Source organism: Pseudarthrobacter sp. RHLT3-21 (assembly GCF_059383495.1).
The window spans coordinates 67,072-79,965 of record NZ_JBWZCI010000003.1; the positions used below are offsets into that span (position 1 = coordinate 67,072).

13 protein-coding genes are annotated in these 12,894 nt (G+C 64.1%); 8 read left to right on the forward strand and 5 right to left on the reverse strand.

Annotated features, from left to right (window positions below; genetic code table 11):
• Positions 1-2 precede the first annotated feature (2 nt).
• Positions 3-635, forward strand: a complete 633-nt coding sequence (locus AC50YA_RS04475; protein ID WP_494981155.1) for a TetR/AcrR family transcriptional regulator — start codon at positions 3-5, stop codon at positions 633-635.
• 197 nt (positions 636-832) lie between these two features.
• Entirely contained in the window at positions 833-2,320 is a 1,488-nt protein-coding gene (locus AC50YA_RS04480; protein WP_494981156.1) for a DHA2 family efflux MFS transporter permease subunit, read from the forward strand.
• Positions 2,321-2,479: 159 nt separating this feature from the next.
• On the opposite strand, the gene AC50YA_RS04485 is transcribed toward AC50YA_RS04480, so the two are convergent.
• The 3 genes from AC50YA_RS04485 to AC50YA_RS04495 are packed head-to-tail and all read right to left on the reverse strand — an operon-like array spanning position 2,480 to position 5,138.
• The gene (locus tag AC50YA_RS04485) at positions 2,480-3,310 is read right to left on the reverse strand and encodes an alpha/beta fold hydrolase (RefSeq protein ID WP_494981157.1); all 831 of its coding nucleotides are present in this window, start codon (positions 3,308-3,310) and stop codon (positions 2,480-2,482) included.
• Between the two features lie 34 nt (positions 3,311-3,344).
• Positions 3,345-4,208: an alpha/beta fold hydrolase gene (locus AC50YA_RS04490; RefSeq protein ID WP_494981158.1), complete on the reverse strand. Its 864-nt coding sequence runs from the start codon at positions 4,206-4,208 to the stop codon at positions 3,345-3,347.
• A 39-nt stretch (positions 4,209-4,247) separates the two neighbouring features.
• Positions 4,248-5,138, reverse strand: coding sequence for an alpha/beta fold hydrolase (locus AC50YA_RS04495; protein WP_494981159.1), 891 nt, complete (start codon positions 5,136-5,138; stop codon positions 4,248-4,250).
• 156 nt (positions 5,139-5,294) lie between these two features.
• On the opposite strand from AC50YA_RS04495, the gene lysS reads away from it, so the two are divergent.
• From lysS to AC50YA_RS04520, 5 genes are all read left to right on the forward strand, one after another.
• Positions 5,295-6,827 carry a lysine--tRNA ligase gene (gene lysS, locus AC50YA_RS04500; RefSeq protein ID WP_494981160.1) on the forward strand — a complete coding sequence of 511 codons (1,533 nt, stop codon included), beginning with the start codon at positions 5,295-5,297 and terminating at the stop codon, positions 6,825-6,827.
• Between the two features lie 2 nt (positions 6,828-6,829).
• On the forward strand, positions 6,830-7,009 hold the full coding sequence (locus tag AC50YA_RS04505) for a hypothetical protein (RefSeq protein WP_160676808.1): 180 nt from the start codon (positions 6,830-6,832) through the stop codon (positions 7,007-7,009).
• Between the two features lie 145 nt (positions 7,010-7,154).
• Entirely contained in the window at positions 7,155-7,484 is a 330-nt protein-coding gene (locus AC50YA_RS04510; RefSeq protein ID WP_494981161.1) for a histone-like nucleoid-structuring protein Lsr2, read from the forward strand.
• 257 nt (positions 7,485-7,741) lie between these two features.
• Entirely contained in the window at positions 7,742-8,341 is a 600-nt protein-coding gene (locus tag AC50YA_RS04515) for a hypothetical protein (protein WP_494981162.1), read from the forward strand.
• Positions 8,302-8,703, forward strand: coding sequence for a PxKF domain-containing protein (locus tag AC50YA_RS04520; protein ID WP_494981163.1), 402 nt, complete (start codon positions 8,302-8,304; stop codon positions 8,701-8,703). The genes AC50YA_RS04515 and AC50YA_RS04520 overlap by 40 nt, the downstream gene beginning before the upstream one ends.
• A gap of 22 nt (positions 8,704-8,725) precedes the next feature.
• Here AC50YA_RS04520 and AC50YA_RS04525 read toward each other — a convergent pair whose 3' ends face one another.
• Complete coding sequence (locus tag AC50YA_RS04525) at positions 8,726-9,205, reverse strand: anthrone oxygenase family protein (protein ID WP_494981164.1); 480 nt, start codon at positions 9,203-9,205, stop codon at positions 8,726-8,728.
• Between the two features lie 153 nt (positions 9,206-9,358).
• Between AC50YA_RS04525 and AC50YA_RS04530 the strand changes: the two genes are divergently transcribed.
• Positions 9,359-11,851, forward strand: a complete 2,493-nt coding sequence (locus tag AC50YA_RS04530) for an ATP-dependent Clp protease ATP-binding subunit (protein ID WP_494981165.1) — start codon at positions 9,359-9,361, stop codon at positions 11,849-11,851.
• A gap of 175 nt (positions 11,852-12,026) precedes the next feature.
• Here AC50YA_RS04530 and AC50YA_RS04535 read toward each other — a convergent pair whose 3' ends face one another.
• Positions 12,027-12,842 (reverse strand): AraC family transcriptional regulator, encoded by an 816-nt coding sequence (locus AC50YA_RS04535; protein WP_494981166.1) that lies wholly within the window; start codon positions 12,840-12,842, stop codon positions 12,027-12,029.
• Positions 12,843-12,894 lie beyond the last annotated feature (52 nt).

The window sequence follows — 12,894 nt, forward strand, 5'->3', positions numbered from 1 at the left end:
CGATGATTTTCGATGCAGACCACACTGTAGAACCCACGCCGGTTCCCGCGGATTTGCCCGCCGAGGCGGCAGTTCTCCCTGCCGATTCCCGGGGCCGAATCCTGGCTGTGGCTTACGAACTGTTTTCCCGCCGCGGTGTGCGGGACGTTGGTGTCAACGAACTGATCGAGCGCTCCGGCGTGGCCAAGGCAACGTTTTACCGCCACTTCCCGTCCAAGAACGCGCTGGTCCTGGCGTTCCTGGAGCAGCGGGACCAGTTATGGACAGTTGATTCCATCGTTGGCCAGGCCAAATTGCGCGGCACCACCCCCACTGAACAACTGCTGGCCATCTTCGACGTCTTCGGCGACTGGTTCCTGCGCGACGACTTCGAAGCCTGCTCCTTCATCAACATCCTGCTTGAAATGGGACCGGCACATCCGCTGGGCCAGGCCAGCATCGATTACCTGGCCAGGATCAGGGGCCATGTGCAGGCCCTCGCGGAGCAGGCCGGGTTGGACCGCCCGGAGGATTTCGCCCGGTCCTGGCACATCCTCATGAAGGGGTCAATCGTCTCAGCCACCGAGGGGGACGCCATGGCGGCGATGCGGGCCCAGCAGATGGCCGGCTGGCTGATCGCGCACCACCGCAGCTGACCCCGGCGCGAACGGTCACTTAAGCACCACGAAAAACCCTCCGGGGGTTCACTCCACGCAGCCTACGCCGGGGGCCAGAATACGCCCGTGCCGAAGAAAAAACCCGTGCGCCGGAATTACTCCGGACGGTAGAGTGTTGGAATCTGCAGCGACGATGCTCGCGCAACACTTCATACTTACTCCCTGAGGGAACACCCATGTCTACAGAAGTCTCTTCGGACGCCTCCGGACAGTCCGGGCCGTCCGCGCGTGCGGCGGCGCCGAAGTCCTCCGCGCCGGAGAAAATGTCCCGCGAATCGGTGACCATCATCGCCACCTTGCTCGTGGCGACCTTTGTGGTGATCCTGAACGAGACCATCATGAACGTTGCCCTGCAGCGGCTGATGGTTGACCTGGGCGTGGACGCGCCCACCGTGCAGTGGCTCTCCACCGGCTTTATGCTCACCATGGCCGTGGTCATCCCCACCACAGGGTTCATCCTCCAAAGCCTGTCCACAAGAGCGGTCTTTATGCTCGCCATGGGATTGTTCGCCGGCGGCACCGCCCTGGCGGCAGTCGCCCCCGGTTTTGAGGTCCTGCTCCTGGCCCGCATCGTCCAGGCCGGCGGCACGGCCATCATGCTTCCGTTGCTGATGACCACCATCCTCACCCTCGTCCCGCTGGCCAAGCGCGGTGCCGTCATGGGCAACGTCAGCATCGCCATCTCCGTGGCACCGGCCATGGGGCCCACTGTCTCCGGGCTGATCCTGGAGCACTTCACCTGGCGCTTTATGTTCGTCTTTGTCTTGCCGGTAGCCCTGGCGGCCCTGGCCATCGGCGCCAAGTACCTGACGAACGTGGGCGAAACCGAGAAGACCAAGCTCGACTTCCTCTCCGTACTTCTAACGGTTCCTGCCTTCGGTGGCCTGGTGTACGGTCTCAGCCAGATCGGCGGCGGGCACGGCGGCCAAAGCGGTCCGAGCACCGTGGCTATCGCCGCGCTGGTCATCGGCGTAGCCAGCCTGACGTTCTTTGTGCTTCGCCAGCTCGGGCTGCAGAAGGTTGAAGCCCCGCTGCTGGACCTCCGCGCCTTCAACTTCCGGATGTTTACGGTTTCGGTGCTGCTGATGGTGGTGGCCATGATGGCGCTCTTCGGCGGCGTGATCCTGCTGCCGCTCTACTTGCAGGAAATCCGCGGCCTGGGTTCGCTGGAGACCGGGCTTACGCTGCTTCCGGGCGGGCTGGCGATGGGCCTGCTGGGCCCGTTCATCGGCCGGCTGTTCGACAAGGTGGGCCCGCTGCCGCTCACCGTTACCGGTTCCGTGCTGATGGTGCTGGCCCTGTGGCAGTTCTCAATGCTCGACGCCGGCACTCCGGTCTGGTGGATCGTCACCCTCCACGTGGGGCTGAGCTTCGGCCTGGCGCTGCTGTTCACCCCGGCATTTACCACCGGCCTGAACCCGCTGCCGCCGCATCTCTACTCGCACGGCTCGGCAATCATGAGCACCGCCCAGCAGGTAGCCGGTGCCGCCGGCACGGCGCTGCTGGTGTCCATTTTCGCCGTGGTCTCGGCCGCGTCAGGGCTCGTTGCGGGCATGAGCGCAGCATTCCTGACGGCGACCGTCATAGCCCTCGCCGCCGTCGTGCTTTCCGCGATGATGCGCAAAACAGAAGGCGCCGCCCCGGGACACGGCGCCGGCCACTGACGGACACCGCCGCCACCACCCCTCGCAACGGCGCGAACTGGCAGCAGATGACCTCAAATCCCCCGGATTTGAGGTCATCTGCTGCCAGTTCGCGCTTTAGGGGGCGCGGCCAAGTGTCCGTTCGCGTCGGGGACCGCTGCACCTCTCACTTCATATCGTCTAGCCGGCGAAGAAGTCGCTGAGCTCGGTGATGAGCTTGTCCGGGGCGCGGAGGACGCCGTCGTGGCCGGCACCCTGCAGGTTGGTGTAGCTGGAGCCGGACAGGACATCGTGGATCTGGCCGCACGCCACACCAAAGTAGGCGGGGCTCTTCTCGCCGACAATAATCAGTGTTTCCAGGGGCAGTTCCAGGAACGGCTCGGCCGGCATGTCTGCGGCGATGATCGCCTTGATTTCCCGGACGCCCGTGCGCATCAGTTCGCGCATCTGCTTGCCCACGTGCGTGCCGGCGGTGAGCTTGTTGGCGATGGTGAGCATGGACAGCGGCATCCGGGAGAAGGCCCCGGTCTCCAGGCCCTTCGTGAGGACGGCCAGGGCGCGGTCATCGTCCCCGGCGGCCGTGGCGCGTTCGTATTCAGCAGTCCAGTCGGCTTTCACACTGTGGTTCACAGACACAGCGGGGTCATACACGGCCAGCCGCTCCACGGGAAGGGTCCGGGCCGCGTGCAGGGCCACCGCTCCGCCGAAGCTGTGTCCAAACACGTCGGTGCTGGAGGTGTGTTTCATAACGGCGTCCAGGTCCCGGATGTCCGCGTCCAGCGTGTAATCCTCGGCCTGCGGCGACGATGAACCGCGCCCGCGGCGGTTGAAGGTGTGGACCGGGCGGCCCAGCGCGGCGCTGAGCTTCTGGGCGAACTTTGTGTAGTCGGCCGCGGTCACCATGGAGGCCGGCACCACAACCACGCCGGAGCCGGCGGACGCCAGTTCAGCACCCGTGGAGAAGAGCTCCAGCGTGCCGCCGTCGGGGGTATTGATGTTCTCGCTCGTCATGATCCGAGCCTAGCCGAGCAACCTGCGGAATGCCTTAGCCCTTGAAGTATTCAGCGATGTCGGTGACAAGTTCCTTCACTGCGGCCGGGATGGAGCCGTGGAAGCCCTTGGGTGAGAGCTCGAATGTGCTCCCCGGGACGGCCGCATGGAGACGCTGGGCCGTGACCTTGTAGTAGCTCGGGCTTTTGCCGCCCACCATAAAATGTGTGTTGGCGGGAAGGACGGCGAAGTTCCTGACGTGTTCGGCCTCGTCATACGCGGCCCGCAGTTCACCGACGCCGGTGGGCATCAGCTCCCGGAGCATCTTGTTCACCCTCGTGCGGGACACCACGGCCATCAGCCCTGCAAGCACCGGCTCGGGGACCCTTGAAAGCGCGGTGCCCGGCTGCATGCCCTTTTTCATCCGGGCCATGGCATGCCCCACCTTGCCGGCGTTCACCGCGGCCTCGAACTCGTCCAGCCACGACATGTCGATGCTGCCGTCGATGTTGACCGCAGCATCGTAGACCGCCAGCTTGTCCGGCTCGTAGGAGGTTCCCGCGAACTCCTGGACGGCGTTCAGCGCCACCGACCCGCCCAGGCTGTGGCCCAGGACGTTGCGGGCGCCCGTCGCGTCCATGACCGTGCGGACATCGGCGATTTCCGTGGCCATGGAATAGTCGGCCGGCTGCTCGGTGGAGTTGCCCCTACCGCGCCGGTCATAGACATCCACAGCCCACCCGTCGCCCAGCCCGTCGGCCAAGGCCATCGAGAACGGCCGGTAGATCAGGGCCGTGAGGAACGCCCCGCCGATGACCACCACCCGGCGCTCTCCCGGCGCATCCTCGGTTCCGTAGCTGTACAAAGCCAGCCTGCCGCCGTCGTGCGTGGGGACTTCCTGTTCTTTCACGCTCCCCATCCTAGGCGTGCGGCACAGCTCCCCAGCCGGCAAAGCGACCTACCGGCGCCTCCCCAGCGGCCGGACCTGGCCGTCGCTGCCGTTGATGAACCGGGCAATCCGCACGGCGAGCCCCTTGCCGGGACGGATGGGTCCCTCGTGCAGTTGGCCGGGGACCACCTGGAAGTTAATGGATGGCACGGCGGCGGCCAGTTGCCGGCCCGTCTCGGCAAAATACGCCGGACTCCAGCCGCCGCTGAGCATCAGGATGGGGGTGGTGAGGGCGGTGAAATTCTCCAGTTCGGCGTCGGCGTCGAGTACGGCACGCATTTCCGTGACGGCCGTGGGCAACAGCTGGCGCATCTCCGCGCCCAGGTTGGTCCTGGCGGAGAGGATGCTTAGCATCCGCAGCGCGCCGAGCGGCAGGTAGGACAGCGGTCCGGCCGTGGCCAGGCCCTGGACCAGATGCGCCCAAGCGTGGTTAAGCTGGCCTGCGGTGACGGCATCCTCAAGCTCCGGCCGCCAGCGGCGGCTCAGGTTTCCGGACAGCGACACCGCCGCGTCATACGTCACCAGCCGGCCCACCGGCAGGGTCCGGGCCGCCTGCAGCGCCACGAAGCCCCCGTAGCTGTGGGCCACCACGTCCGTGGAGCCGGTCGCGCGCATGACGGCCGCAAGGTCGCTGACCTCCGTCTTCACCGAGTAATCCGCCGGCTGCGGGGCTGAGCCCGCCCGGCCGCGCCGGTTGTAGCAGTGCACCGGCCGGCCCAGCAAGACGCTGAGCTTCCGGGCAAAAGGCCGGTAGAGGGCGTCGGTGACCAACGTGCCGTGGATGAGTACGACGCCGGGAGGTCCCGCCGTCGTCCTCGTCGGGTCCAGTCCAGCGGGGGTGCGGAACGAGTGCACGTCGAGGCGCCCGCCGTCCTCCGCCTCAACTTTCCACGTCTCCACAGCCCGAGTCTATGCCCACCTCCGTCGGGAGTTTTTGTCCAGATAATCCCTCCAAACAGCCCACAAACATGCGTTATCTGGACAAAAACTCGGAGGGAGAGGGGTGGGGCGTCCGCCGGGAGCCGGTGGCGCGAACTCCCGGTAAACTTGGGGATTGTGACTTCCCAAAACACCCCCACTCCCAAAAATGCCCCAAAGCCGCTCGACGCCAGCGAGCAGATGCGCATCCGCATGGATAAGCGCGCCAAGCTGATCGAGCGCGGCACCGAGGCGTATCCGGTGGGTGTGGAACGCACGCATTCCCTCACGGAGATCCGCGAAAAGTACGCGCACCTTGAGGCTGACGAGACCACCGGCGACGTTGTGGGCGTCACCGGCCGAGTGGTTTTTGTGCGCAATACCGGCAAGCTTTGCTTCGCCACGCTCCAGGAAGGCGGCGTTGACGGCAAGGGCACCCGGCTCCAGGCCATGATCAGCCTTGCCAACGTGGGCGAGGAAGCGCTCGCGGACTGGAAGGCGCTGGCGGACCTCGGCGACCACGTGTTCATCAAGGGCGAAGTGATTTCCTCCCGCCGCGGGGAGCTGTCCGTTATGGCCGAGTCCTGGTCCATGGCCTCCAAGGCACTCCGCCCGCTGCCGGTGCTCCACGCGGAACTGAACGAGGAAACCCGCGTCCGCCAGCGCTACGTGGACCTGATGGTGCGCGACGAAGCCCGGGAAATGGTCTACACCCGCGCCGCCATCACCCGCTCCATCCGCGAGAGCCTGCACCGCCACAGCTACGTCGAGGTGGAAACTCCCATCCTGCAACTGGTCCACGGCGGTGCCCTGGCCCGCCCGTTCGAGACGCACATGAACGCGTTCGACCAGAAGATGACCCTTCGCATCGCCACCGAGCTTTACCTCAAGCGTGCTGTTGTGGGCGGGATCGACCGCGTCTACGACATGGGCCGCGTCTTCCGCAACGAGGGTGTGGACTCCACTCACAGCCCCGAATTCACCACCCTTGAGTGCTACGAAGCCTGGGCGGACCAGTTCGTCATGGCCGAGCGCATCAAGGAGATCATCCTCGACGCCGCCGACGCCGTGGGTGTCGGCCGCACCCTCCAGACCGAAGCCGGGGAGATCAACCTCGACGGCGACTGGGCCTGGGTTTCGGTCTACCCGGGCCTGTCCGACGCCGTTGGCCAGGAAGTCACGCCGGACACGTCACTTGAGGTGCTGCGAGAAATCGCGGCAAAGCACGAGGTCAAGGTGGACCCGAAGTGGGACGCCGAGAAACTGGCCGTGGAGCTGTTCGGCGAAATTGTGGAACCCACGCTGCTGAACCCCACCTTTGTGTACGACTACCCGCCGTCTGCCCAGCCGCTGGCCCGCCCGCACCGGGAGGACGGCCGGCTGATCGAAGCCTGGGACCTCATCATCGGCGGCATGGAGCGCGGCACGGCCTTCTCCGAGCTGATCGACCCCGTCATCCAGCGCGAGCGGCTCACCGAGCAGTCCCGGCACGCGGCCGCGGGCGATGCCGAGGCCATGCAGCTGGACGAGGACTTCCTGCGGGCCCTCGAATACGGCGCACCGCCCATGGGCGGCATCGGCTTGGGTATTGACCGGCTGGTGATGTTGTTCACCGGCGCCGGTATCCGCGAAACCATCCTTTTCCCGCTTCTCAAGCCCGAAGGCCACTGACCATGGAATATGTAGCCGTTCTCCTGCCCTCACTGGTGGTTGGCCTGCTTTTCTGGTTCGCCATGAAATCCATCTTCAATGCCGATAAGTCCGAGCGTAAGGCCGAAGCGCAGGCCCAGGCCGAGGCGGAATCGCGTTCTGGTGTGCCATTGAACGAGCAGAACCCGGAATCGGACAAATAGCTCGAAAGAACTTTCTGCGGGTTCCTGTGGATATCCACAGGAACGATTCGACGCTTTGACGCGTTGCCATAAAGAGGTTCATACTTTTAACAGGAACATCCTCATTTTCTGACAACCGAACCTTTCCAAGAGGAAGACATATTTAATGGCACAGAAAGTAAACATCATCCTCGTCGATGATCTGGATGGGGGATCTGCGGACGAAAACGTCCGTTTTGGCCTCGATGGGGTCAGCTACGAAATCGATCTGTCCTCGGCCAACGCGGCTGAGCTTCGCTCTGCTTTGGAGCGCTTTGTTGCCGCCGGGCGCAAGACCTCGGCCGGCAGAGCCACCCGCACCAAAGCGGTTGCAGGCCCCCGCGCCAACGACTCCGCGCAGATCCGCCAATGGGCACGGGATAACGGCTACACCGTTAACAGCCGGGGCCGAATTCAGGCTGAAATCCAGGAAGCCTACCAAAAGGCAAATTCCTGACCTTCCGCCTCTCCGGCTGCGCATTAGGCCCTGTCTTCACCTTCGGGTGGGGGCAGGGTTTTTTGATGCCAATTGTGAATGCGCAAAGACGGAAATGAGTATGCGCGAAAATCTTGCTGACTAACGGCCTCCGGGCGTACCGTTGGGCTAATCGTCGCGCAAATTCCTTGGGATGAGCCGGCGATTCGGTTTGAGCCTTCGGTCTGGGACGCCCGCTCGAATTCGCCACTCGAATCGGTGCGTGACTGGAGACTGGAATGTCCGTAATTAGCGGGTCTCGGCGATTTACGGCAGTCCTGGCGGCACTGGTCCTGCTGCTGGCTGCGCCCCTCGGCGCTCCGGCGTTTGCAGATGATGAAGTGCGCTTAAGCGTGGTCCTGGATTCGACGGAACTCCTAGCCAGCATCAATGCGAGTCCGGGCCCCGCAATTGCCACCGACGTCACCTTTGAGGTCTTCAACGCCATTGATGGCGACCTTGTGCTTGCGATCCCGCAAACGGCGAGTTCGGGCGTGGCAAGTACGTCGTTCGATCTGACGGATGGAACTTACAAGATCAGGGCCACCGCCGCCGGGTTCCTTGAAAGCTGGTACACAGCATCTTCAGGCCGTGATGACGGCGCTTTCGCGGAATTGCTCGGCTATCAGGACAGGGACACGTTCGCGACGGCGGATGAGATTGTGGTGGACTCCGTTACCGGCGCCTCCAGCTGGAATTCCGAGAGCTGGACTGTGCTGCATCGCACATCCTCTTCCATGTCAGGAGCCCTGGGGCCTGGGCGGACATCACCGACCCCGCACTCAGCGGAACTGGCAAGGTGTACGGCCGGACCGCTTCCTTCTCACCATTCGCCGTAGGCCAGCCGCATTGGCCGTTCCGCGGGTTCCTGCAGCCAGTCGACAACGGCGGTGCCCTGAATTCGATGAAGGCAGGTGCCGCGGTTCCCATTAAGTTCGGGCTTAGCGGGAACCGGGGGCTGGGCATCCTGGCGGCGGGAGCGCCGTCGTCGTCCGCTATTGCCTGCCCGGGTGGCGCAGTCCTGGACGAGATCGAACAGACTGTCGCCGCGGGAAGCAGCTCACTGAGCTACGCAGCCGGCTCCGATACCTACACGTACGTGTGGAAAACCCAGAAGGCCTCGGCAGGAACGTGCCGGCAGTTCACTCTGGGCTTGAACGACGGGACATCACACACGGCGCTGTTCGACTTCCGGAAGTAGGCCGCCCCGGACAGGGCAGGCCTCACGGCTGAACCAACACTGCCCATGCAACGCTGAGCGCTACCAGCGCGGCCAGCGACAGCCACGTGCGGTGGATGTTCCACCGCGACCACCTGCGTTCGAATGCTCTTCTGGCGGCCGCAGCGTCTCCGGACGCGACCGCCCGGCCGAGACCATTATTCAAGGGGATGTTGACCCCGAAGGTGATGACCAGCGTGGCCGTGTAGCCGGTCAGTGCCACAGAGAGGGGGAGTGCGCTGGCAAGCCCGTTGGCCCATGAGAAGGCTGCCGAGCCCGCCAATGAGAGGAAGGCTCCGACGAAGCTCAGCGCGAACACCGGATTCTGGATTGCGGCGTTGATCCGGGACATGGCACTGACAAATGTCGCATCATCGGTGGCGCGCAGCCCCGGCATCACCGAGCATGCGAAGGAGTAGTAGAGCCCGCCGATCCCGGCGAGGGCTACTGTCGCGGCAGTCATGAGCAGGGTGATCACTTCCATGACGTTCTCCTTGCTTGAGGTTCTTGCATTGATCCAAGCGGGGCAGAGTGACGGGAGGTTGAACACGTCATGTTTCCCCTGTGGCGAACACGCTCCCCAAGAGGGGGTCTGCCACGTAGCATCAAGGTACGTCGTAGCTAGGAGTGTGGCGAAATGTTTGAGCGATTTACGGACCGTGCCCGTCGCGTGGTTGTGCTTGCCCAAGAAGAGGCACGCATGCTGAACCACAATTACATTGGTACCGAACACATCCTCTTGGGTCTGATCCATGAAGGTGAGGGCGTTGCCGCCAAAGCTCTTGAGTCCTTGAGCATTTCGCTCGACGGCGTGCGCGAGCAGGTACAGGAGATCATCGGCCAGGGCCAGCAGGCCCCGTCCGGCCACATCCCCTTCACCCCACGCGCCAAGAAAGTGCTGGAACTCTCGCTGCGCGAAGCCCTGCAGCTGGGTCACAACTACATCGGCACGGAGCACATCCTGCTGGGCCTCATCCGCGAGGGTGAGGGCGTTGCCGCCCAGGTGCTGGTCAAGCTGGGCGCAGACCTCAACCGCGTCCGCCAGCAGGTCATCCAGCTCCTCTCCGGCTACCAGGGCAAGGAAACCACCGGCGCAGGCGTCGGTCCGGGCCAGCCCGAAGGCACTCCCGCCGGCTCCGTGGTCCTGGACCAGTTCGGCCGCAACCTCACCCAGGCTGCGCGCGAGAACAAGCTGGACCCGGTGATCGGACGCGAATCCGAAATGGAACGCGTCATGCAGGTCCTTTCGCGCCGCACCAAGAACAACCCTGTCCTGATCGGTGAGCCCGGCGTCGGCAAGACCGCCGTCGTCGAAGGCCTCGCCCAGGCGATTGTCCGCGGCGACGTCCCGGAAACCATCAAGGACAAGCAGCTGTACACCCTGGACCTCGGTTCGCTGGTGGCCGGCTCCCGGTACCGCGGTGACTTCGAAGAGCGCCTGAAGAAGGTCCTCAAGGAAATCCGCACCCGCGGCGACATCATCCTCTTCATCGACGAGATCCACACCCTGGTCGGTGCGGGTGCCGCTGAAGGTGCCATCGATGCTGCGTCCATCCTGAAGCCCATGCTGGCCCGCGGTGAACTGCAGACCATCGGTGCCACCACCCTGGATGAGTACCGCAAGCACATCGAGAAGGATGCCGCGCTGGAGCGCCGTTTCCAGCCGATCCAGGTCAAGGAGCCCTCCGTCGCGCACGCGATCGAGATCCTCAAGGGCCTGCGTGACCGCTACGAGGCGCACCACCGCGTCACCATCACCGACGGCGCCCTCACCTCGGCGGCGAACCTTTCCGAACGCTACATCTCGGACCGCTTCCTGCCGGACAAGGCCATCGACCTGATCGATGAGGCCGGCGCCCGGCTGCGCATCCGCCGGATGACCGCCCCGCCGGAGCTGAAGGCCATGGATGAGCGGATCGCCAAGCTGAAGATGGAGAAGGAATCCGCCATCGACGCCCAGGACTTCGAAGGCGCCGCTTCGCTCCGGGACAAGGAGCAGAAGCTCATCACCGAGCGGTCCGAGAAGGAACGCCACTGGAAGTCCGGCGGCATGGATGACATTTCCGAGGTGGATGAGGATCTCATCGCCGAGGTGCTGGCCAACTCCACCGGCATCCCGGTCTTCAAGCTGACTGAGGAAGAGTCCTCGCGCCTGCTGAAGATGGAAGACGAACTGCACAAGCGTGTGGTGGGCCAGAACGAGGCCATCAGGTCCTTGTCGCAGGCAATCCGCCGTACCCGTGCAGGCCTAAAGGACCCGAAGCGTCCGGGCGGCTCGTTCATCTTCGCCGGTCCCACCGGCGTCGGCAAGACCGAGCTCGCCAAGGCCCTGGCGGAATTCCTGTTCGGTGACGAGGACGCCCTCATCACGCTGGACATGTCCGAGTACTCCGAAAAGCACACTGTTTCACGGCTCTTCGGTGCCCCCCCGGGCTACGTCGGCTACGAAGAGGGTGGCCAGCTCACCGAGAAGGTCCGCCGCCGTCCGTTCTCCGTGGTCCTGTTCGACGAGGTGGAGAAGGCGCACGCTGACCTCTTCAACTCACTCCTGCAGATCCTGGAAGACGGCCGCCTGACCGACTCCCAGGGCCGCGTCGTGGACTTCAAGAACACCGTGATCATCATGACCACCAACCTGGGCACGCGGGACATCTCCAAGAGCGTTGCCACCGGCTTCCAGTCCGGCACAGACACACAGACCGGCTACAACCGGATGCGTGCCCGTGTGACGGAGGAGCTCAAGCAGCACTTCCGTCCGGAATTCCTGAACCGTGTGGATGACGTTGTGGTGTTCCCGCAGCTCACCCAGGACGAGATCATCGAGATCGTTGACATGTTCGTTGGCCGCCTGGAGAAGCGCCTCAAGGACAAGGACATGGGCATCGAGCTCACGCCCAAGGCCAAGGTGCTCCTGGCAACGCGCGGCTACGATCCCGCCATGGGTGCCCGGCCGCTGCGCCGCACCATCCAGCGCGAGATCGAGGACCAGCTCTCCGAGAAGATCCTGTTCGGCGAGCTCCACGCGGGCGACATCGTAATGGTGGATGTGGACGGCGACGGCGACGACGCCAAGTTCACCTTCGCCGGCAACGCCAAGCCGCGCATCCCGGAGATCGCCCCCAGCGTCTAACGCAAGATTGCCAAGGCCCCGCCGGCTCCCACCAAGAGCGGGCGGGGCCTTTGAGCTTGAAACCGTCTGCGCGGTGGGGTTTGAGCTCAAAGGCCTTCCAGATCCGCCCAACGTTCGTCATATCCCATTCCGTAATTACGAACCGAATTTCAGGCGCAAGACACTGGGCCCTCAGCTATCCATCGTCGTCATGATTCTCGGCCTGGTCCTGGAGGACTGATCGTCGATAAGTGCTTGGCGTGAATCCTAGGAACTTTTGGAAGTCGTTCGTCAGATGGGCATGATCGGCGTAGCCGAGTTCGGCGGCGATCGCCGCGAGGTCTGTCGCCGGGTCGGTCCGTGACCGGTCAGCGGCCTCTTGCAGGCGGCGCCTTCGGATGAGCGCGGACGGGCTCAGGCCGATGTACTTCCGCGCTACCCGTTGAAGGGTTCTCGGCGAAACAAATAGACGCGCAGCAACGACTTCAATGCGGGTCACGTCGGCGCATGTTCCGATAATGTCCATCATCGCGTTGGCAAGAATGCCTTCCTCGGATACCTCTGGACTCTGCGTTACTAGCCAGTCAGTGAAAGCCTCCACCGCGCGTTGTCGACGTTCCACTGGATCGGTTCCCCTCATCGCCGCCGACACTGAGGCATGCAGATCCGCGAGCGGTAGTGGCAGCTGGGAATCCCGCAGGCTCCCCGGATCATCCGTGAAACGTGGAACCAGCGCGGGACGTAGGAGGGCCCCAACCGCCCAGCCCCGGCCCGTGAGATCGCGATGCGATCGACGGGTTGTTGGGCCTGCGAACTCAACGAGATCCTTTTGGACCACAAGGTTGGACGTCGGGAACGCGATCAGGTGCTGGCGTGACGTGTGCCCTGGCTCAATGTCCCACTCGGGGATCCAAAACCACTGCACCAGCTTCGTGACGGCCTCAGGCGCAGGCACGCGGTGAAACGTGGGAAGCCGGGCCGGGTAGAGGATTCCCTTGAACGAACCCACCATGGGAGGACACTCCTTATCCAGGCTGTCGCAATTCTCCAAGCCGCTGAGCGGA